Here is a 21752-nt window from a genome sequence, read left to right as displayed (position 1 = left end):
TTTGCGCGGGGCGACTTGGCACAATCGGGTGCATGAAGATCACGCGCGCACCCTCCTCGTCCCGCACCACACCCATCCGGGCGCTCATGTGGCGCTGGAGGTGGGTGGGCATGGCCCTCTTCGCCGTCCTCGCGATCCAGGCGCTGCTGCCCGAGAAGGAGGAGCCGCCCGCGTTCGCCACCGTGGTGGCCGCCCGGCCGCTCTCCGGCGGGGAGCGCGTTCAAGACGGCGACGTGCGGGTGGTCAGCTTTGCCGAGGAGCTGCCCGACGTGGCACGAGAGGCTGAGCTGGTGGTCGGCGAGTTCGTGGTGGCGCCCGTTGCCGAGGGCGCCCCTGTCTTCACGTCCAACCTGCTCTCCTCCGAGTTCCTCGGGCGTGCGCCCGCGGGGACCGTGATCGCCGCGCTGCCCGTCGCCGACGCCGGGGGCCTCGCCATCCTCCAACCCGGCGTGACAGTGAACCTCTACAGCCCGCCCGACGAGTTCACCGACGGCGCCGCCACCCTCCTCGCCCGGGACGTACTCGTGGCCGGCATTGCCCACGAGAAGGGCACCAGCACGTTCCTCGGCACCACCGAGGACACGCGCGTGTTCTACCTGGCCGTCCCGGAAAACGAGATCCACAAAGTGATCGGGGCGTCCACGCGGGCGCCCCTGCACGCCGTGCTCTCCGGGCCCGCTAGCGGTTAGAGCTTGCCAAAATGTGGGGGTACTTCGTTCAGGATTTCCTGGTCGCGGGCACTGAGCCAGGGCGCGGGCTGCTTGGCCTTGCCCTTGGGATCGCGGGGCTTGTGGCTGGCTGGCTTGCGACCGGATGGGTGCTGCTCGCGCGCGGGCTGTTTGGCGTCGCTGGCGTGCAAAACCTCCTCAACCGATGCGAACTCACCTGCCGCGATCCGCTTCGCATCCACCTGCGAGACCATGACGACGCGGCGGGAGCCACGACGCCGCACCGGCTTACCCGCCTGGCTCACCGCGTCGTCCATATCAGTCATTATCGCCGCTTAGGAAGGGGTCCTCATCACCGAGATCTAGATCATCCGTCCGCTCTTCCACGATCTCATAGTCCACCGGGGCGAACAGGGGATCGTCGGAGGCCGTGGCCGGCTTTTCGTGAGCGGTCGGCTCCTCCTCGGTCATCTCCTCCACAGCCGGTTCGTCTACCGGTTCATCGGTCGGCTCGTCTGCCGGCTCATCGGCCGGTTCTTCGGCTACCGATCCAGGTGCCGGTTCGTCGACGCCGTGCTCCGGCTCTTCGCCGACGGTCACCTGGGACTCTGCCAAGGACTCCGGCTCGGCCACCTCCACAATTAGGTCCTGAGCGGGATCTTCGGACTGCTCGGCGGCGAGCTCAACCACAGCCACCTCTTCGGCAACCGGCTCGGCAGCCGTTTCAGCAACCGCTTCGGCCGTGGCCTCAGGCGCCACGTATGCGGATGCCTCCACGGCCACGCCAACCAGGCCCGAGCGCCGGGCCACGTTGCGCAGGATCACGTCCACCTGCTCCCCGCGCCGGGTGATGCCTAGCTCGGAACGTAGGTCGTGGACGAAGTCATCCTCGCCGCGGACGAGGCCATCGGAGGCGATCCAGGCGGTCATGTCGTCGAGCTGGTCGTCGGAGTAGGCGGCCAGGCTAAGGCCCGGGACCACCTCGGGGCGAGGTCCGCGCGGCCGCGCCACGCGGACCGGCTCGGCATCAGCGCCCGTTGCCGCCACGGCACCGGCACCGATTGCCGCGCCCAACCCGATGCTCGTCGTCAGTTCGTCGCTGCGCTCGGGGTCGCGGACCGCAGTGCCGTCGTCGTCGACGATCGGGACCTGGACGGGCGCGCCCGGCGTGCCAAAGCTGGCCATGAGCAACGCCTCGATGGCGTCAGCCTGCCCGGCGGGATCGATGAAGAGGGAACTGGAGAAGGTTTGGAACACGGACCAGCCGTGCGCCTGAAGGGTCTCGATCCAGAAGCGGTCGCGGCGGCGCAGGGAGCGCTCGGCCACGTACGCCTCGTCATCGAGCACCACGGCCACGGTGAACCGGCCGTCCTTGCCCACCGCCAGCGGGATGCGCGGGCACCCCTCGTATCCGTAGTCGGCGCGAGTCTGCCAGCCGCGGGCGCCCAAGCGCTGGGCGACGTCGGCGAGGAGCGGGGTGACGGCGTCGTCGAAGGTGGCGCTGACGTCGGCGCCGGCGGAGTTCTCGATCAAGCGAGCGAGCAGCTTGGGGCCGGGCGTGGAGACGCGGCGCGTGTCGATATCACCCGGCCCGAGCGCGGAGATGATCGTCAGGTCGGAGCCAGCGGCGGCGATCGTGTCGATGAGGCCGGCCAGGCCGGCCGGGGTGGCGAGCGCGCCGAAGGTGTGCAGCACGCGCCCGTGCACGGTCTTGCCATAGCCGACCGAGAGGATCACGTGGTCGTAGCGCAGGCCGGCGGCCCGCGTGATGTCGGTGATGACGAAGTCCTTCAGCCGGTGCACGTCGCTCGAATCGGCGGCCACCAGCGCGTCGCGGATGCGGCTCGCGTGTAGCACCGACAGGGCGATCACGGCGAGGGTCTCCCCCGGGCGCGCCACCGCGTGCTCGATGACGGCGTCCACCACCGCCTCGACCTCCACCTGCGTGGACTCCACCGCGCCGTCCCCGGAAATCCCCGGAACACCACGCCCGTCCACGTAGATGAGCCGCGATTCACGGCTCGCACGCACGGACGGGATCGCCGAGAGCTCGTAGCCGATCTCCTTCAGCGCATGGGCCGACAGCGCGTCATGCTCGGCGCGCAACGTGGGCAGGGTGGCCACGGGCAGCACCTCGTCGAAGACCCGCACTGCCTCGGCGTCGGGCCGGCGCAGGTCGCTCACCACCACGGCCTGGCGGCCGCGCATCATCGGGGAGATCAGCGGTGCCACCAAGTCGGTGGCCTCCACGAGTACCAGGTCCGCCCACGGCATCGGCGGGATGAACTCGGCCAGCACGTTCGGCGGGACCACCCACACGGGCCGCGCACTCTGCACGAGCCGGGAGTAGGTGGCAATCGCGTCACGCAGGCCGGACAGGCCCTGCTCGGCCAGGATCTCATCCAGGCGGAGCGTGTCCTGGCGGCGCGACTGCATCGCCTCACGCGCGTTATTCACCACCGCGCGTAGCACCGGCCCCCACAGGGTGCGGGTATGGGCGCGGTCGAGCTGGCGGAAACGGTCAAGGAGGCGGGTGAGGTCGCTCGGGCCGAAGCTGGCCACGGCCGGGGTGGTGCGGATCATCTCCTCGAAGACCGCGCTCGTGAAGGCAAGGTCAAGCTCGGCCGCGATCCTCGCTGGTGCCACCTGCCGGTTCGCTATATCCTCGATGAACTCGCCCAATCCACGCTCGCGCAGCGAGGCCAACGTGGCGTTGCGTTCGGGCAGGGTGGCCATGTGTCCGGCGTCGGCAACAAGCGCCGCGAGCCGAGCCTGCAGGGAGTCGAAGTCCATGTCGAGCAGCGACTCGCCGCCAAGGTACGACTGTAACGATTCCAGGTCGCGCTGCACCTCGGAGCGGGTGGCGCGGATCTGAGTGAGGCCGTCGGGGAGGGTGGGCCAGCCGCCCTCCGGGCTGTAGCGGCGCCACACCTCGCGGCGCTGCTGCACCTTGAGCAGCTCCTCGTGCAGAGTGGCCGTGGACTCGCCGGGCCGGACCATGTCGAGCGCCTGCTTGCGGTAGCGCCGCCGGTCGGACATCTTCATGGAGTGCCCGTGCGCCTCGCGCCACTGCTTGGGCGCGGTGGCGATCGCCAGGTTCATCGGCGAGGTCTCGAAGACCACCGGCAAGAACGTGTCGAGGGAGTCGGCGATGCCGTCGAGCACGTCGATCTGCTCGAACCATTCCCCGAGCGTCTTGGGTTGCTTCATCGCGGTTTCGCCCGCCGAGCGCGAGGACTGGCTGATCGCGGCGGGGACCGTGATGTCGTTGAGGCGCCGCACGGCGTCGAGCGCGCTCTGCCCGTCGGCCGCGTTCGAGATGGTCGAGCCCGCCCAAGCCGACCGCGAGATCGCCGGGTCGAACGCGCCAAGCTCGGCTGCCTGGTCGAGGTCGGCTGTGATCGCCTCGATCCCGTCGCGCTTCATCGCGGCCACGGCCGTCTTACCCAGGCGCACGCGCGTCTGCGGCGCGTCCGGCTTCGCCATGAGCCCGGCGAGCTTCTCCAGCAGGCCGTGGATGGACGTGCCCCAGTCCTCGTCCACGCGGTGCAGGTCGCCCACGAACGCCTCGAGCTGACGACGCGCGGAGACCAACTCGCCGCGCAGTTGCAGCGTGTCCTCGGTCGGCAGCTCTGGGGTGGCGAGGCGCAGACCGGTGCGGATCCGCTGCGGGACCTTTTCCACCGCCGAAAAATCAAGCACGAGGTCGCCAAGTCCGAGCCGCTCGAGCTCCGCGATCAGCTGGCGCCCCGAAGACAGCCGCGAGGGCACAACCACCACGGATCTCTTCGACGCCGCCGCATCCGCACAGATCGATGCCACGGTCTGGACTCGCTGCGAACCCGGCGGGCAATCCACCACGATCGACCGCCCCGAGGCCACCGCCTCCACCACGTTCAGCTCGGCCACGTCCAGGTCGCCCGCCCCGCGCTCGACCTCCGGCGCGCGATCCTCCTCGCCACCCGGGGGCAGTGGCGCCGCCGACAACCGGCGTGTCTCCTCATCCCCCGCCAGCGCCATCATGATCCCCGACGTCCGGATGTACGGCTCCATCGCCTCCAGATCGGCCAGCATGGTCCGCTCTGGGCGCTCGAAGCACCCGAGCAGCATCTCGTTTTCAAAGTCGAATCCGGGCAGGAAGTTCCGCCCATAGGCCGCGACCAGCTCGAGCACCTGCTCCAAGTCCATCGACGCCGCCGCGCCGGTCAGCTCCGCCAACTGCTCGGCCGTGGCCCCGTTCTCGCGCAGCGCCCGCAGATAGGCCGGGTTGATCATCGTGTGATTGAGCTGGCGGACGGCCGCGTCGCCTTCCTCGAACTCGATCGCCACGCTCCGGTACAGTGCCGGCTCCTTCACGACGACGGCCTGGCGCGGCTCCCTCTCCACCGCGCGCTCCTCGCCGGCGGGCTCGGCCGCCTGCACGCCTACCTGTTCGTCAGAGCTGGCCCGGTGTGCGTCTGCCGGATCCTCGGTACGGGCGTCACCGGGGGTGTCGGCGTGAGCGGCACCATCGGCGTCGTCGGCCCTCCCGCCGAAGGTGGCGGAGGATTCCCCGTCGGTGTCCACAGACACGAGCGAGCCGTCGTTGTCGATGATGAACTCGCCCGTGAGCTCGGCAAATTCAACGTTCGTGGGGGCCGCGGGCGCCTCAGACTTCGACGCCGACGGCAGCTCGGACCACGTCAGCCGCCCCACCGACAGCGAGACCGGCGCGTGGCCATACATCTCCGAGATGCGGCGCGTGGTGGCTTGGAGCCGGCGCAGGTTGGCAAGCGCCTCGCGCTGGGCCACGTTCTCACGGATGAGCGACGTGATCCGCACCGCCGAGCCGGACGCGAAGGCCACCGCCCCGGTCGGGTGCGGGTGGGTCAAGTCAATGACACCGTTGGCCTCATCCGACGTGACCTCGTCTGCCTGCTGGGCGCGCGCTGCCAGCTCGGCATGCCAGGCGCGGTAGGCGGCGTCGAGGAGCTCCTCGCGGGAGCGGGTGGGCTCCGGCGCGGGGATTGCCGCTTCGGGCGCGGACTCCTCGAGGTCGGGGGCCTGCTCGGTCTGCTGAGCCTGCTCGGCAGGCGCCTGCGCCACCGCGGGCTCGTCGGCCTTCGGCTGGGACTTCTTACGCTTAAAGAAAGGACTCACTCTCTTACCGTACAGAGGACTGTGCCACTTCTGACAGACGCGCGCCGCAACCGCCCCGAGCCCCGCCACACGCAGATCGCGCGGTCAACTGGTGAATCTGAGCGCGCAAAGGCCCAGTTACGCGACGAAAGCTTCCAGACCCACCAGTTAGCCACGCCGCCTGCCGGCACAGTGCGCTACGGGCATGAAAAGTGCCCTCGATAGGAATCGAACCTACGACACCGGCTTTAGGAGAGCCGTGCTCTATCCACTGAGCTACGAGGGCATGCCCTGCAAGACTACCCGAAAGGAGCCAAGGGCAAAAACGGCGCTGGCCGGCAACCCAGCCATAGGCTGGCACTTAGTGCTTGCCGGCCGGACTAGCCCTTGATGCCGGGCTCGTCGTCGACCAGCTGGACCGGGCCCGGCCCGTGATCGTCGTCCTTGCGCACACGCCTGGGCACCACCATCGTGGGGCAGGCGGAGTAACCGAGCAGGGTCTGGGAGGTCGAGCCGAGGAGGAGGCCGGTGAAGCCACCGCGCCCGCGCGTGCCGAGCACCACCAGGTCCGACTCCTCGGACATCTGGGCCAGGATGTGGGCCGGGCTGCCCTCGACCGCCGTGATCTCGACGTCGATCTTGCGGCCCTCGTCCACCTCGGCCAGTTGCGCGGCCACGGCGGACTCCATCTCGTGCAGGTGCTCGTCGCGGAACGTGTAAGCCGGAACCCAGCCCACCGCAGACGGGTTCACCGCCACCAGCACGGTCAGCTTGGCGTTCCACCGATCCGCCTCCCACACCGCTCGCTGCAGCGCCATCTTCGCGTGCTCCGAGCCGTCCACGCCACACACCACCCGCTCGATCGGGACGTGCGACGACGGCGAATCCGTGGGCACCACCACCGTAGGGCAGTACGCGTTGGCCGGCACGGCGGAGGATACGGTGCGCAAGAGGCGGTCGGCGAGCCGGCCCGTGTGCTGGGTGCGCCCGCCCACCACCACGAGTGCCACGCGCTTCGAAATCTCCACGAGCACCTCGGTGGGATCACCGAACTCGAGCGCGGACGTCACCTCCACGCCTTGACCCTCCACCGTGACCACCGCCTCGTCCACAATCTTGCGCGCCGAGTCATACAAGTGATTTACGTTGCCCTGGGCGACCTGGAATTCCGGCGACATGTACTGGGACGGCAACTCGTACCCACACACGATGTGCAGCCGCGCCTCGCGGGCTCGAGCCTGGGCGAGCGCCCACTCGAGCGCGGAATTACCCGCCTCGGATCCATCTATACCAACGACAACAATGTTTTCGTGCGCCATTGCATCCTCCTTAGTTGCCTCTATTGTCTCAAAGTCGAGGTCACAGCGGTAGGAAATAGGCGATGTCGACGCCGGCGCCCCGCACCACCAACGCACACGAAAAAGGGCCCTTTCGGGCCCTTCATCGAAAAGCTTGTGTTAGAACACGCGGATCACGGTGGGGATGCCGATGGAGGCGTCCGAGCCTGTGGTGGTGCCCATCGACTCGTTCCAGGCGCCGACGTTCATGCCGTTGCCGAGCGAGATGGCCACGTGGCCGGGCCAGTAGAGGATGTCGCCTGCGCGGGCCTCCGAGTAGGGGACCTGGTAGCCGACCGAAAGAACGGAGGTGGTGTAGCCGCCGATGTGCACGCCGTGCTGGGCGTAGACGTAGCGGACGAAGCCGATGCAATCCCAGCCGGCGGGGGTGGTGCCACCCCAGCGATAGGGGGCGCCCTGGTAAGCGAGGGCGGTGGCGGCAACGGAGCTCGCGGAGCCCGAGTATGCCTGCTGGACCGGCTCGGCCCCAGCAGCCGGCGTGGCCTGAGCGGTGTCGGAGGTGGTGCGAGCCTCGGCGGTGGCGGTCTGGGCAGTCGCCTCGACAGGGGCCGCGGCAACCGGGGCGCCCTCGGCCTCAACGGTGACGGTCTCCATCTCCCATTCGCCCACCGACACCGTGCCCAGATCAACCGTGGCAACCGGGTTGGTGGTGGTAGCCGAGGTGGCCAGCTCGATCGAGGCTTTCGACGCCTGGGCGGCGGAAGCGTTGCCATCAGCCAGAGCCATCGGCGAACCGATACCCATGAGGACCCCTGCCGTGGAAGCCGTTGCAACCGCAGTCACGGTCGACTTCGAGAAGGTCGAGCGGGGCGCGATCATGTCGTGGCGACTCGCCATAGTTTTTTCTCCGTTGTGCTAAGAACTCCGCGCCAGTGCGGCGCGCTACGAGATCAGCATAACGGGACAATAACGATTTGTCACGATTTGATAACGATGTGATACGTCACTTGGCTTCTCGAACGAAAACTCCGCGCGCCACATCGGCCGAAAGCCGCACGGAATCGCCGTTTTGCACGACGATCGCGCTGTCGGAGTCGATAACATCCACCGTGATCTTCACCCCGGGCACGAGCCCCTCATCGGAGAACATCGACAGGATGTCGAGGTCAAGTTGGACCGATTCGGCCAGCCGCTCGATGACGTACTCCCCGCCCGGCTCGACCTCCATGACGGACTTGAGCCCGGCCTCGCGCACGTTGTGAATCGCCGACTCGCCAGCCGCCGGGATCGGGTTACCGAACGGGTCAGCCTCCGGGTGGCCGAGCAGGGCGTCGATCCGTTCGGCGACGTCGTCGGACACCACGTGCTCCCACCGGCACGCCTCGTCGTGAAGGTGGGGCCAGTCAAGCTTGATAACGTCCTGCAGCAGCCGCTCCACGAGCCGGTGGCGGCGCATCACGCGGATCGCGTAGTGGCGCCCCTCCTCCGTGAAGTCGATTTCGCGCCCGCGCCCCATCGACACCAGACCCGAGCGCTCCATCCGGCTCACGGTTTCGGACACGGTGGGCCCGGACTGGCCGAGCCGCTCCACGATGCGCGCGCGCAACGCCGGGATGTCCTCTTCGTTCAGCTCGAAGATGGTCTTCAGATACATCTCGGTGGTATCGATCAGCTGGCTCACGGCTCCCCCTCACTGGCTCTCCCCGCCATCTTAGCCGCTGGAACCCCCGCGCGCTCAGCACTCGAAATCTTGCCCGCCGCCTGCGCCCAAGTGAGATGATCGGACCATGAGTTTACTTCTTCCCGACGACGGCCGCTTCGGTTCCGGCCCCTCCAAGGTCCGCCCCGCCCAGATCGCGGCGATCGCTGACTCCGGCCTGATGGGCACCTCCCATCGTAAGCCGGCCATTCGTGGGGCGGTGCGCTCGATCCAGGAGGGCCTATCCGATTTGTTCGGCCTGCCGGAGGGCTACGAGGCGATCCTGGGCAACGGCGGCGCGTCCGCCCTGTGGGACGCGATCTCCTTCTGCCTGGTGGAGGACCGGGCACAGGCCGCCGTCATCGGCGAGTTTTCCGGCAAGGCCGCCCGTGCGGTCGAGCGCGCCCCGTTCCTCGGCGAGCCCGAGGTGCTGCGCGTGGAGCCGGGGCAGATGGTCGAGTGCCGTCCCGCCGATGTCGACACCTATCTATACGCCCACAACGAGACCTCCACGGGTGCCACGACGCCGCTACGCCGGGTCGCGCCCGGATCGGGGGCCCTGACCGTGGTGGACGGCACGTCCATCGCCGGCGGGCTGAAGATCGACCCCGCCGACGCCGACTTCTACTACTTCTCCCCGCAAAAGTGCTTCGGCGCCGACGGCGGCCTGTGGCTGGCGTTCGCCTCCCCGGCCGCGCTCGAGCGGATTGAGCGCCTCACCGCCGAGCGCTGGGTGCCCGACTTCCTGAACCTCCAGCTCGCGGTCAACAACTCGCGCAAGGCCCAGACCCTCAACACCCCGGCGATCGCCACGCTCCTCATGCTCCAGGCGCAGGTGGAGTGGATGGTCGAGACCGGCGGGCTGTCCACCATGCAGGCGCGCTCGCGGGACAATTCCTCGGCCGTCTACGAGTGGGCCGAGGCCCGCCCGTTCGCCACACCCTTCATCGCGCCCGAGTACCGCTCGCCGGTGGTGTGCACGATCGACTTCGAGGGCGTTGACGCCGCGGGCATTGCGGCCCAGCTGCGCGAGCTCGGCGTCGTCGACGTCGAACCGTACCGTTCACTTGGGCGCAACCAGCTGCGCATCGCCACGTTCCCCGCGATCGACGTCGAGGATGTGACGCGGCTGCTCGGCGTCATCGACGAGCTGGTCGGCTAGCTCCCCACCCGTACACGACGTCGGGGATAGGAAAGGGCCCGGGCATTCGCCCGGGCCCAACGATTAGCCAGCCTTAGGCCAGGCCGAGCGCCTTGTTGATCGGATCAAGCAGGAAGTAGATGACGAACGTGCCCGCCGTAGCGTACATGAGCGGGTGCACGTCGCGGGCCTTGCCGGCCACCGCCTGCATAATGACGTAGACGATGAAGCCCACGCCGATGCCCACCGTGATCGAGTATCCGAACGGCATGAAGATGATGGTGACAAAGGCGGGGATGGCGACCTTGAGGTCGGTCCACTCGATCTCCGTAACCTGCTGCATCATGAGGAAGCCCACCGCCACGAGCGCGGGCGCCGCGGCCTCGGAGGGCACCATCGCGAACAGGGGAGCGAGGAAGGTGGCCAGCAGGAAGAAGATGCCTGTGAAGATGGTCGACAGGCCGGTGCGGGCGCCGTCGGCAACGCCAGTGGCAGATTCGACGAAGGACGTGTTGGAGGACACGCCGCCCATGCCGCCGGCGATCGCGCCGAGGGAATCGACAAGCAGGATGGACTGCGTGTGCGGCGGGTTGCCGTCCTCATCGAGCAGGTCGCCCTCGGAGGCGACGGCGACCATGGTGCCCATGGTGTCGAAGAAGTCGGCGAGCATGACCGAGAAGGCGAGCACGATGACTGCAAGCACGCCGATCTTCTGGAACGGGCCGGTGATGGAGAACTGGCCGAGCGTGGAGAAGCTCGGCACCTGGACAAGCGAGCCCTCGACCGCGGGGATGGTCAGGCCCCAACCGCCGACGTTCTCGGCGCCCTTGGGGCCCAGGTGGCCAACGGCCTCGACGATGATGGCGAGCACGGTGCCGGTGACGATGCCCCACAGGATCGCGCCCTGCACGCGGCGCACCATCAGCGCGAGCGTGACCACCAGGCCCACAAGAAACACGACGAGCGGCCACGTGGAAATCGAGCCGTTGACGCCGAAAGCGAGCGGGGTGGCGCCCGTACCCACGATGCCGGAGTTGATGAGGCCGATGAGCGTGATGAACAGGCCAATGCCCACCGAGATCGCGGTGCGCAGCACATTCGGCACGGCGCGGAAGATCGCCTCGCGCAGGCCGGTCAGCACCAGCAGCACGATGACGATGCCTTCGATGACGATGATGCCCATGCCGTCGGCCCAGGTCATGCCCGGGAGCTGGACGATCGTGTAGGCCACGATCGAGTTCAGGCCCAACCCGGCCGCGAGCGCCAGCGGGAAGTTCGCCACGGCGCCCATAAGGATCGACATGAGGCCCGCGACGATGGCGGTGCCCGCCGCGATCGCGGGGAGGTTCGGCTCGCTGCCGCCGCCGAGGAACTGGCCGGTCGAATCCGGGCCCGACAGGATGATCGGGTTCAGCACGAGGATGTAGGCCATCGCGAAGAAGGTCACGAGGCCACCGCGCAGCTCCTGGCGCACGGACGATCCGCGCTCGGAGAGGCGGAAGTAAGAATCAAGAATGGATGGTGTGTTCTGCTTATTCACAGTGGTCTTCGTAGTGCTCACCTACGTGAGTTTTACACCGCGAAACAGGTGTAGCAACTTCCGTCTCACACTCTGAAAGACTCGCGGCGACGCGTTGGTCACATTGTGAAACAGGCAACTGCCGAGGTCGCGGCTTCACGGCGCCGCCCTCCCAATTCCCGCCCGGTACCGGGTGTGCCCGTCACAAGTCGTGAATCTGAGGCCGGCCAGGTGGCTATAGCAATCGCCAGCCGATATATTCACGAGTTCCGTCGGCCAGACCGCCCGACCAGGGTACCCGGCCGCCTTACGGGACCTCCGCGAGGACGAGCCGGCCGGCACCGCGCGCCTGGAGGATGCCATCGTCAGCGCGGACGAACGCGGCCTGGCCTGTGTTCATGAGGCAGTACTGCCCGGAGGCGGTGCGGATCTCGGCGGCGCCCGCCACACACAGGAGGATGCGCGGGCCGGCACCGCGCAGCTTGACGCGCCGGGTGGCATCTCGAAGGTTGACGATGGAAAGCTCGAAGTCGTCGACGGGGGCATAGTACGTGGACTGCACGGGCGAGATCCGCTCGGGCGCGATGCGGATGGGCGGGGCGGCCACGGTCTCCATGACGTCGAGTAGCTCGGGCACGTCCACATACTTTGAGGTCAGCCCGGCGCGCAGCACGTTGTCGGAGTTCGCCATGATCTCCAGCCCGAAGCCGGAAAGGTAGGCGTGGACCGTGCCGGCGGGGGTGAACATCGCCTCGCCCGGGTTGAGCGTGACGGGGTTGAGGAGGAGAGAGGCGACCACGCCGGGGTCGCCGGGGAAGAAACTGGCCAGGCGGCCCACGATCGCGTCCGCGCGCGGGGAGGGCGAGTCCTCGGCGGGGCGCGTGCGGCAGGCCTCGACCACCTCCGCCACGGCGTCCGCGCTCGGGCGCGAGGCGGACAGAAGACAGGAGAAGGCCTCGCGCACCCCGCCCGCGTTGGGCTCGCAGCGAATGAGGTCGGCCAGGCGGTCGGTCAGCTCGGTGCCGAGCCCTTCGAGCACGCCGATAATCCGGCGCGGGGAGCGGAAGCCGACCAGGGCCTCGAAGCGTGTGAAGGCGTAGACCAGCTCGGGCTTGTGGAGGGCGTCCTTGTAGGAGCGGTTCGGGGCGTCGAGCGCGATCCCCCGCTCCGACTCGCGCACAAACCCCCGGGCCGCCTGCTCCATCGACGGGTGCACTTGCAAGGACAGGGGCTGGGCCGGCGCGATGAGCTTGAGCAAGAAGGGCAGCTCGCCCTGGTGGCGGCGCATGACGTCCCGGCCGAGCACGCCCTCCGGGTCGCGGGCGATGTAGTCGCGCAGGTCGGCGGCGGGACCGGCTGGGCTGACGACGTCGGCTGGACTAACGACGTCGGCCGGGCAAGCGACATCGGCCCCGGCCTCACCGGCACCACCAGCGCTAGCCGCCGGGCCGGCGTCGTCAACACGCACATCCTCCGCCGCGAGCGCGACCGCGTGCGGCCCCACCCCGCACCGGGCGGGGGCGCCGGCGTGCGCGCCGAGCCAGAGCTCGGCAACGGGCGTGTCGGCGGCGGGCAGGCCGAAGAACTCGGGGATCACATCGCGCGCGCCCCAGGTATAATCGCGCACGCGACCCTGAATGATGTGCATGGAGAGCTACTCGTTCGCGGTGATATCCAGATCGTGGTCGTCGAGCACGGGGTCGGTGGGGTCCCACATCTTATCGGGCTTGGGCGTATCGGTTTCCGAGTGTGCGCCGCAGCCGTGGTCGAGCGAGACCACTCGGCCGTCGTAGGCGCTCCACTCATTCGCGCACACGCCGAACAGTTGGCGGGCCGAGCCACCCATGTGGAGCAGGTAGCCGCAGGTGGAGCAGGTAGCCTTGGCGGTGCGGGTGGCCTGGTTGTGGGGGCCGCCGTCGCCGTCGTACCAGCGCTTGAACGCCTCCTGGCGGCCCTGATCGGACAGGACGCGCGCCCGGCCGAGCCCCAGTTCAAACTCGGCGAGCTCGTCCCCGTCCACGCCCGCGGCCTCGAAGCTCTCATCCAGCAGGGGGTCGTTGGAGGTGAGGTTGGAGTCGTCGGGGTTGTAGGGCAGGCGGTCGGTGCCGCTGACGTCGGAGGGCCGGAGCCGGTCTGCCCACGGCACCCACTCAGGGGCGAGCAGAGCGTCTGGGCCGGGCAGTAGCGAGACCTCGTCCACCGTGCCGCGCCGGGCCCGCGGCACGCGCGAGAGCGTGACGGTCCAGAACCAGCCCTTGTAGCCGGGCAGCTGGCAGGTGAAGGCGTGCGTCACCACGCGCTCTCCCTCCTGCACCACGCCGGCGTGCTCGCCAACGTTGGACGCGTGCGTGACGTCGAGCAGGGCTTCGCGCGCCTGGTCGACGGCGCGCGCGAGCGTCTTTTCACGAGTGACGTTGTGGGTTGGGTTAATACGATTAGACATCAAAATCCTCAGCGAGGGCCCGCAGCGCCTGAGCAATCCGCGCGCCGCCCTCCGGATAGCGCCCGCGGCGGAGCGAGGTGGAAGCATGGTCAAGAATCTTAATGAGGTCCTCGATGAGCGGAACCATGTCTTCAGCCGAGCGGCGGTTCGCGGCCGCCAGCGACTTCTGCTTCTCGATCACCGTGACCTGCAGCGCGGCCGGCCCCCGGCGCGTATCGCCGATGCCATATTCAACGCGCGTTCCAGCACGCAGGCGCACTCCCAGCGGCACCGAAGTTTCGGGCAGGTAGACCTCCTGCCCGTCGTCGCCGGCAATGAAACCAAAGCCCTTCTTCTCGTCGAAGAACTTCACCTTTCCCTTAGGCACCTAGCGTTCCCTTTCATCAATGTTGTTACGTCCACCTATTATGACACTTTCGCCGCGGCTTTTTCCTGTGCCTCTTTTTCTTCACGACGCCGCCACCCCGGCCTGTCCGCTCTGAGGCGATATCGGCGCCCGGCCCGGCATCTACTCGCGCGGGGCTTGCCGGAATTGGTAGGTTAGTGTTGCGCGACACACGCGCAGGTTCAGGGAGGTCCCATGAGAAAGTCGCACGTCCTGGCGTCAACGGTGATGGCACTTGGAATCGTGCTTGTGCCCGCGGTGGCGTTCGCTGAACCGCCCCAGGACTTGGATGCGCGTTTTACCGACCTGGCGGGCGTGGTCGACGACGACGCGGCGGCGGCCGCAGAGGTCGAGAAGGTGCCGGGCCAGGACCTGTGGGTGGTGACGGTCAAGAACCTCGACGGGATGGACGCCCAGGAGTGGGCCGAGCAGACGCACGCGGTGTCGGGGATGGATAAGTACGACGGCGTGGTGGTCATCTCGGTGGACACGCTCGAGGTGGGCTGGCATTCGACCAGCTCGGGCGACGTGTCCGAGGCCGTGCTGAACGAGTCGCTGAGCCCGTACGTCATGGATCTTTTCGGCGACGGCGACTGGGACGCCGGCGTCACCACCCTCGCCAAGAACGTGGCGTCGGTGGCGCGTGGCGGGGAGCTCGTGGACGATTCGGGCGGGTTCCCGTGGCCGCTGGTGGGGATTGGCACGGTGGCGGTGGGCGCGGGTGGCGCGATCGCCGTCGCCAATCGCCGTAAGACGAAGGCCTCCGTGGCGGACGCGGACAAGCAGGTCCAGGAGGCATCGGCGGCCCTGCTCGAGGTCGACGACGACGTGCGTGCGGCCAGCGCTGAACTCGAGTTCGCCCGCGCCGAGTTCGGGCTCGAGGCGACCCAAAGCTTCCAGCTAACGATCGACAAGGCGCGCGAGGCGACGTCGGCGGCCTTCCAGATCCATTCCCAGCTTCACGACGCCGATCCGGAGACCCCGCAGCAGAAGCTGGACCTGAGCGCGAAGATTACGCAGCTGGTGCGGTCGGCGCAGGAGGCGCTCGAGCACCACACGAAGGAATTCTCCGAGCTGCGCAACCTCGCCGCGCATGCCGATGCGAAGGTGGCCGAGTTCCGCACGCGCGTAGCGGAGATTAACCAGCGCCTGGAGCTGGGCAAGCGCACGGTGGACAACCTTGAGGTGAACTACCCGGCGTCGGCGCTTGCCACGCTGCGCACCTATCCCGCGCAGGTGGCGCACCTGCTTGAGGCCACGGGCACGTCGCTCGATTCGGCCGACTCCGAGGTGGCCGCGGGCGATCGCAACGGGGCGGTGCCGTACGTGCGCATGGCAGAGGCCACGCTCGCCCAGGCCTCCCAGCTCACGGACGCCCTCCTCAACGCCCCGCAGCAGCTGGAGGCTGCGAGCGCGGAGATGCGCGAGCGCGTGGCCTCGCTGTCCTCCGATATTGCCGACGCCCGCCGGCTGGCCCCCACCGATCCCACGGTGGCGCCGCTACTGGCCACGGCCCAGGAGGCGGTGCAGCGGGCATCGGGGGCGAACGCGGACCCGTTCCGCAGCGTCGAGGAACTGCACGAGACCGAGACGAAGATCGACCTGGCCCTCGAGCCCTTCCGCGCGGCGGAGGAAAACCGCAAGAAGCTCGAGGCCAACGCCAACCAGGCCCTCGCCTACGCGCGCCGCGCGATCGACGACGCCGAAGCCACGGTCACGCGCTACCGGGCCTCGGCCCGCAGCGGGGCCCGTGAGCAGCTGGCCCAAGCCCAGGATTCCTACCAGCAGGCGGCAAGCGGCGAGGATCCGCAAGAGCGCCTGCAGCTGGCTGAGTCCGCCCGCGTGGCGGCCAACCGCGCCAAGCAGGCCGCCCTGTCGGACGTGGAGCGGATGAACCGCGGCGGGCCCTACGGCTCGGGCGGGTACTCCTCCGACGGCGACGCGTTCGCCGGGGCGCTCGCCGGGTCGATCCTGTCCGGCGTAGCCCGCGGGCTCATCATCGGCGGGCTGTCCGGCGGGTTCGGGGGCGGAGGCCGCTCAGGCGGTGGCTTCGGCGGCGGTGGCGGCGGCTCTACCGGCGGGCGCCGAGGATTCTAGTTTTGTCCATGTCCAATTTTGACCAGGTAAGAGAAAGGTAATTTACCATGGCAGAAAAGCAGTCCATCCTTGGGCGCATGGCACAGTTGGCCAAGGCCAACATCAACGCACTCATCGACCGCGCCGAGGACCCGCAGAAGATGCTCGACCAGATGGTGCGCGACTACACCAACTCCATCGCCGAGGCGGAGGACGCGGTTGCCGTCACCATCGGTAACCTGCGCCTGGCCGAGGCCGACTACAACGAGGACATCAACTCGGCTCGCGAGTGGGGGCAGAAGGCACAGGCCGCCGTCGCGAAGGCGAACGAAATGCGCGCGGCCGGAAACGAGGACGGTGCCGCGAAGTTCGACAACCTCGCCAAGGTGGCCCTCGAGCGTCAGATCCAGCACGAGGGCGAGGCCCGCGAGGCCGAGCCGATGATCCGCTCCCAGCAGGAAGTGGTGGCCAAACTCAAGGACGGCCTGAACGTCATGCGTAGCAAGCTTGCAGAGCTCAAGTCCAAGCGCGATCAGCTCAGCGCCCGCCAGAAGTCCGCCGCGGCCCAGAACAAGGTCCAGGACGCCATCGCGTCGATCAACGTGCTCGACCCGACCTCGGAGCTTGCCCGCTTCGAGGACAAGGTGCGCCGCGAGGAAGCCATTGCGGCTGGCAAGGCCGAGGTGTCCGCGTCCTCGCTGGATGCCCAGTTCGCCGAGCTGGAGTCAACCGACACGTCCGCCGAGGTCGCCGCCCGTCTCGCCGCCCTCCAGGCAGGCGAGGCACCCAAGGCGATCGAGGGCACGGAATTCACCGATTACTAAATCGATCAGCCCAGCGCGATACGACGGCGAGGTGGCCCACCCCGGGCCACCTCGCCGCCTCATTCCGCGATAGCATGAGAATATGTATTTTCTGATCGACGGCGAGAATATCGACGCGACCCTGGGCGTCAACATCCTCAAGCGCGCCCCGCACCCGGAGGAGCGCCCCCGCTGGGATCGCGTGTTGCGCTACCGCCCATGGGGCGAGGACGAGGAGACCACCGGCCTGTTCTACATGAACGCCTCCCAGCGCACCGCGTTCACCTTCGTCCAGGCCCTGCTGGCTATCGGCTGGAAGCCCGTACTGCTTACGTCCGACGATCCGCACGTGAAGATCGTGGATGTCGGCATCCAGCGCACGCTCGACGCGATCGGGTTGCACCGCCCGGGCGCGGACATCGTCATCGCCTCCCACGACGTCGACTACCTCCCCCAGGTCAGCGACCTGCTGGACGCCGGCCACCGCGTGGCGATCATGTGCTTCCGCGAGTTCCTCTCGGCCCAGCTGGCCGAACTGGAGGACCAGGGGCTGAAAATCATCGACCTCGAATACGACGTGGCGGCGTTTAACCAGACCCTCAACCGCATCTACCCGATCGACATCGACGATTTCGATCCGCTCGCCTTCATCTAAGGACCCAGGATGGACATGGCATCAAAGAAGCCCGAGACGAAGGTGCTCGTGGTCGACGACGAGCCCACGATCCGCGAGCTACTCTCCGCTTCGCTGCGCTTCGCCGGCTTCGACGTCGCCACCGCCGAAAACGGCGCCGAGGCGCTCAAGGTGGAGCGGACGTTCCTGGCCGACATCGTCGTGCTCGACATCATGTTGCCCGACATGGACGGCTTCGAAGTTCTCACCCACCTGCGCGAACAGGAACCCGAGCTGCCAGTCCTGTTCCTCACGGCGAAGGACGACGTGCAGGACCGCGTGCGCGGGCTGGAAGTGGGCGGCGATGACTACGTCACCAAGCCGTTCTCCCTCGAGGAGGTAGTAGCGCGCATCCACGCGATCCTGCGCCGCACCGCCCCCGAATCCGCCAGCTCCGACGTACTGCGCTACCACGACCTGGAAATGGACGAAAGCTCCTACGAAGTACGCAGGGCCGGGCACGACGTCGACCTGTCGCCCACCGAATACAAGCTCCTGCGCTACCTGCTCATCAACGCCGAGCGTGTGGTGTCGAAGATCCAGATCCTCGACCACGTGTGGGATTACAACTGGGTGGGCGAGGCGTCAATCGTCGAATCCTACATTTCCTACCTGCGCCGCAAGATCGACTCGCCCGAAGCGCTCGGGATCACCGACCCCGACGAGGTGGCCGCCCTCGAACCGCTCATCCACACCAAGCGCGGGATCGGCTACGTGCTACGCCGGGCGAAATGAACGTCACGTTCCAATCCCGGCGCCCGGCACCGAAGGTGCGGCGGACCCTGTCGGTCCGCATCGTGTTCGCGTTCATCGTCATCATGGCGATCGTGCTGGTCACCGTGTCGTGGCTCGCCACGGTCACGTTACGCGGCTCGCTCATCGATGAGACGGACCGCAACCTGCGCTCCTCGGGCCGCACGATCGCCACGGTCACGATCGACCAGCTCATCAACGACACGCAAGACCAGCTCCTGCCCAGCGACTTCTACCTCTTTATTACGTACACAAATCCGGCGGCGAACGTGCCCTTCGGGCACCTGACGGTTGTCAACTCCCAGATCAAGGACGAAAACGGCACGCCGCTCAACCCCGAGTTGCTGGCCCAGCGCAAAAGCTCAGCGCCCTCCACCGTGCCCTCCACCCGCGACGGGCAGGAGTGGCGCATCATCACCACCGACCTCAACTACTCCCCCACCAACCTTACTTCGGTGGGATCGGTGGTGATCGGCCTGCCGCTCGAGCCGATCAATGACACCGTGCGCAACCTCGGCGGAGCGCTCGCCACCCTCGTGCTCATCACCCTGATCCTCGGCGCGCTCGCCGCCTACCTGCTGGTCGACCAGTCGCTCACCGGCCTGCGCGACATCGAACGCGCCACCCACGAGGTGGCCGCCCGCAACCTGTCCGTGCGCGTACCGACCGGCACCGACGGCTCCGAAGTGGCCCTGCTCGGCCAGTCGATCAACAAGATGCTCGCCCGCGTGGAGGAATCCTTCGAGGTGCAGGTGGCCTCCGAGAAACGCATGCGGCAATTCGTCTCCGACGCCTCCCACGAACTCCGCACCCCGCTCGCCACCGTCCGCGGATACGCCGAGCTTTACCGGCTGGGTGGCGTTCCCGACGGCGGGGTGGACCTCGCCATGTCCCGCATCGAATCCGAATCCGAACGCATGGCCCACCTGGTTGAAGACCTCCTCCAGCTGGCCCGGCTTGACGAGCGGCGCCAGATCAACATGCAGCCCGTCGACCTGGCCACCATCGCGCTCAACACGGTCACCGACTTTCACGTGCGGGCCCCGCAGTGGCCCGCCGAGTTCGTGGGACTCACAGGCGACGAGCCCTGCTCGGTCATCGTCACTGCGGATGCGGAAAAGGTCACCCAGGTGATTACCAACCTGCTATCCAACGTCATCAACCACACCCCCGAGGGCACACCCGTCGAGGTGGCCGTGGGCGTGGACGCGGAGCGGCAGGTCGGCGTCGTGGACGTACGCGACCACGGCCCCGGCATCGACGCCCAGCAGGCCGGGCGCATCTTCGAGCGATTCTTCCGCACCGACACCTCGCGCTCGCGCGGGTCGGGCGGATCCGGGCTTGGGCTCGCGATCGTGGCCGCCATCATGGAAGTTCACGGCGGTTCGGCGCAGGCCTTCGATACCCCCGGCGGCGGGCTCACCATCCGCCTCGAATTCCCGGGAGTGATGACGGGGGATACCAAGAAGAAGCGGGGTCTGCTCGGGCGCTGAGCCCGGCTGCCCGCACGCGAGCAACTCACGGGGCGATTTAAAAACACTGGACGATTTCGGGGCGATCTTCTCATATGAGGAGATCGCCCCGAAATCGTCCAAAATAATTCAAACCCAGGGCCGGCGGGCGCGGGCTACTCCGGGTTTGCAGCCCCCTGCTCCAGCATCGCCAGAATCTGGCTGCGCACGCGGGACATGAAGGCCTCGGCGTCCTCGCCCTCCTCGGCAAACATCGGCTTACCGATAAACATGTCCACCGGCGGGCGGTTCGGGGCCGGGAGCACCGCACCCACCGGCATCGCGTCATGCCCGCCGCGCAGGGCCAGCGGCACGATCGGGATGCCGAACTTGATCGCGAGCGCCGCGGCCCCCACCTTGAACTCGCCCATCTCCCCCGAGCGGGAGCGCGTGCCTTCCGGGAAGATCAAGATCGGGATGCCCTCGCGCAACAGTCGCGCGGTCATGCCCTTCGCCGGCCCGCTGACCTGGTTCGCGCCGCGCTTGCGCTCGATCGGGTACGTGTTGAAAAACAGCGCCGTGATCTTCGACAGGGTGGGCCGCCGGTACCAATAATCCGCGGCGGCGCCCGTAGCCAGCCTCTCCGTCATGTGCTCCGGCAACAGCGTGAACACCATCGGCGCGTCGAGATGCGACGTGTGATTGCCGACCACGACGTACGCCCCCTCCAGGCCCTCCACGTTCTCCTGCCCCTCCACATTCGTGGACAGGATCGTCTTCAGCGCCGGGCGCGTGAAAAACCTCCGCACGTTCTTACGCGCGTGCATCTTCGACTCCGAATGATAGTCATCCAGCGGCTGCAGTTCGCTCATCGCCGACCCTTATTCAGCTTCTTCACCGCCACCGCCACCGCGCCCGCCGGCGCGTGCTTGGCCAGGAAACCAATAAGCTTGAAGCACTTCGAAGGGGTGGACGAGGTACGGCCACGGTCGGCATCGGCGAGGCACTCGGCCACCACGCGCCGGGCATCCAACCAAAGGAAATCCGGGATCGAGGACGTGGACACACCCGTGCGCGCATGGAACTCGGTGCGCACCCACCCCGGGATGAACGTCACCACCTGCACGCCAAACGGTGCCACCTCAATGGCCAACGAATCTGACCACACCCGCACAAACGCCTTAATCGCCGAGTACGCGCCCATTGGCGCCGCACCCGACATCGACGACGTATTAATAATGACGCCGCGCCCGCGCTCCTTCATCGCCGCCGCAGCCGCACCACCGAGCACCATTGGGGTGATCCCCATCAGCTCCGCGCCCGCCACCAGCTCCGACGCATCCGCGGTAGCCATCTTCGCATACAGACCAGCGCCGGCATTGTTCACAAAAACGTCAACCGGGGACTGCGAAGAGCCGAGACGCTGGGCGACGGCCGCGACGCCGTCGTCGTCGGAAAGATCCGCCGGTAGCGTCTCCACCGACACACCCGAACCACGCAACTCCTGCGCCGCCCGCGCCAGACGCTCCGCGTCACGCGCCACGAGCACAAGATCCAAGCCGCGCGCAGCCAACTGCCGCGCAAACTCCAAGCCCAGGCCCGACGAACCGCCCGTAATCAGCGCCCTCCCGCGCACGAGTGACGTTGGATGCGTCATACTGCCATCGCCCTCCGGCCCAGATAGAACATTGCCGATTCAGATACTACCGCCATTGTAGGTAGAAT

Annotated in this window: 18 protein-coding genes and 1 tRNA gene; 7 read left to right on the top strand and 12 right to left on the bottom strand. The window is 67.7% G+C overall.

From position 1 onward, the window contains the following. Window positions 1-32: 32 nt before the first annotated feature. Window positions 33-689, top strand: a complete 657-nt coding sequence (locus QPC17_RS00425; protein ID WP_285347341.1) for an SAF domain-containing protein — start codon at window positions 33-35, stop codon at window positions 687-689. Here QPC17_RS00425 and QPC17_RS00420 read toward each other — a convergent pair. From QPC17_RS00420 to QPC17_RS00395, 6 genes are all read right to left on the bottom strand, one after another. Beyond that, entirely contained in the window at window positions 686-994 is a 309-nt protein-coding gene (locus QPC17_RS00420; protein ID WP_148132144.1) for a hypothetical protein, read from the bottom strand. The genes QPC17_RS00425 and QPC17_RS00420 overlap by 4 nt on opposite strands. Next, window positions 987-5807: a hypothetical protein gene (locus tag QPC17_RS00415; protein WP_285347340.1), complete on the bottom strand. Its 4821-nt coding sequence runs from the start codon at window positions 5805-5807 to the stop codon at window positions 987-989. Before QPC17_RS00415 ends, QPC17_RS00420 begins: the two co-directional genes overlap by 8 nt. A 192-nt stretch (window positions 5808-5999) precedes the next feature. Next, window positions 6000-6072: transfer RNA gene (locus QPC17_RS00410), tRNA-Arg, on the bottom strand. A 94-nt stretch (window positions 6073-6166) separates the two neighbouring features. Then, the gene (locus QPC17_RS00405; RefSeq protein WP_285347339.1) at window positions 6167-7105 is read right to left on the bottom strand and encodes a universal stress protein; all 939 of its coding nucleotides are present in this window, start codon (window positions 7103-7105) and stop codon (window positions 6167-6169) included. Between the two features lie 138 nt (window positions 7106-7243). Further along, window positions 7244-7981, bottom strand: a complete 738-nt coding sequence (locus tag QPC17_RS00400; RefSeq protein ID WP_068539119.1) for a C40 family peptidase — start codon at window positions 7979-7981, stop codon at window positions 7244-7246. A 106-nt stretch (window positions 7982-8087) separates the two neighbouring features. After that, window positions 8088-8765: a metal-dependent transcriptional regulator gene (locus tag QPC17_RS00395; RefSeq protein WP_068539116.1), complete on the bottom strand. Its 678-nt coding sequence runs from the start codon at window positions 8763-8765 to the stop codon at window positions 8088-8090. Between the two features lie 106 nt (window positions 8766-8871). Here QPC17_RS00395 and serC point away from each other — a divergent pair, with 106 nt between their 5' ends. Further along, complete coding sequence (gene serC / locus QPC17_RS00390) at window positions 8872-9945, top strand: phosphoserine transaminase (protein ID WP_285347338.1); 1074 nt, start codon at window positions 8872-8874, stop codon at window positions 9943-9945. 73 nt (window positions 9946-10018) lie between these two features. Here the strand turns inward: serC and QPC17_RS00385 are convergent, their stop codons facing one another. The 4 genes from QPC17_RS00385 to QPC17_RS00370 form a co-directional block, all read right to left on the bottom strand. Further along, window positions 10019-11485, bottom strand: coding sequence for an NCS2 family permease (locus tag QPC17_RS00385; protein WP_201783178.1), 1467 nt, complete (start codon window positions 11483-11485; stop codon window positions 10019-10021). A gap of 265 nt (window positions 11486-11750) precedes the next feature. Next, a complete protein-coding gene (gene manA, locus QPC17_RS00380) occupies window positions 11751-13091 on the bottom strand; it encodes a mannose-6-phosphate isomerase, class I (RefSeq protein ID WP_062614129.1) in 1341 nt (446 codons plus the stop codon). A 6-nt stretch (window positions 13092-13097) separates the two neighbouring features. Further along, window positions 13098-13886 (bottom strand): DUF3027 domain-containing protein, encoded by a 789-nt coding sequence (locus QPC17_RS00375; protein ID WP_068539110.1) that lies wholly within the window; start codon window positions 13884-13886, stop codon window positions 13098-13100. Beyond that, complete coding sequence (locus tag QPC17_RS00370; RefSeq protein ID WP_068539108.1) at window positions 13879-14253, bottom strand: cold-shock protein; 375 nt, start codon at window positions 14251-14253, stop codon at window positions 13879-13881. Before QPC17_RS00370 ends, QPC17_RS00375 begins: the two co-directional genes overlap by 8 nt. A 213-nt stretch (window positions 14254-14466) precedes the next feature. Between QPC17_RS00370 and QPC17_RS00365 the strand changes: the two genes are divergently transcribed. The 5 genes from QPC17_RS00365 (at window position 14467) to QPC17_RS00345 (ending at window position 20069) form a co-directional block, all read left to right on the top strand. Next, the gene (locus QPC17_RS00365; protein ID WP_285347337.1) at window positions 14467-16368 is read left to right on the top strand and encodes a TPM domain-containing protein; all 1902 of its coding nucleotides are present in this window, start codon (window positions 14467-14469) and stop codon (window positions 16366-16368) included. 47 nt (window positions 16369-16415) lie between these two features. Continuing rightward, window positions 16416-17171, top strand: a complete 756-nt coding sequence (locus QPC17_RS00360; RefSeq protein WP_070447587.1) for a PspA/IM30 family protein — start codon at window positions 16416-16418, stop codon at window positions 17169-17171. Between the two features lie 82 nt (window positions 17172-17253). Further along, on the top strand, window positions 17254-17805 hold the full coding sequence (locus QPC17_RS00355) for an NYN domain-containing protein (RefSeq protein WP_285347336.1): 552 nt from the start codon (window positions 17254-17256) through the stop codon (window positions 17803-17805). Window positions 17806-17814: 9 nt separating this feature from the next. Next, window positions 17815-18558, top strand: a complete 744-nt coding sequence (locus QPC17_RS00350; RefSeq protein WP_062614135.1) for a response regulator transcription factor — start codon at window positions 17815-17817, stop codon at window positions 18556-18558. Then, complete coding sequence (locus tag QPC17_RS00345; protein WP_070446563.1) at window positions 18555-20069, top strand: sensor histidine kinase; 1515 nt, start codon at window positions 18555-18557, stop codon at window positions 20067-20069. The genes QPC17_RS00350 and QPC17_RS00345 overlap by 4 nt, the downstream gene beginning before the upstream one ends. 134 nt (window positions 20070-20203) lie before the next feature. Here QPC17_RS00345 and QPC17_RS00340 read toward each other — a convergent pair whose 3' ends face one another. Together QPC17_RS00340 and QPC17_RS00335 are read right to left on the bottom strand one after the other, a co-directional pair. Continuing rightward, window positions 20204-20899, bottom strand: a complete 696-nt coding sequence (locus QPC17_RS00340; protein WP_062614137.1) for a lysophospholipid acyltransferase family protein — start codon at window positions 20897-20899, stop codon at window positions 20204-20206. Beyond that, the gene (locus QPC17_RS00335) at window positions 20896-21684 is read right to left on the bottom strand and encodes an SDR family NAD(P)-dependent oxidoreductase (RefSeq protein WP_285347334.1); all 789 of its coding nucleotides are present in this window, start codon (window positions 21682-21684) and stop codon (window positions 20896-20898) included. The genes QPC17_RS00340 and QPC17_RS00335 overlap by 4 nt, the downstream gene beginning before the upstream one ends. Window positions 21685-21752: the final 68 nt, after the last annotated feature.

Source organism: Trueperella bernardiae (genome assembly GCF_030246965.1).
GTDB classification, from domain to species: Bacteria; Actinomycetota; Actinomycetes; order Actinomycetales; family Actinomycetaceae; genus Trueperella; species Trueperella bernardiae.
This window is presented reverse-complemented; position numbering and strand designations above follow the sequence as displayed.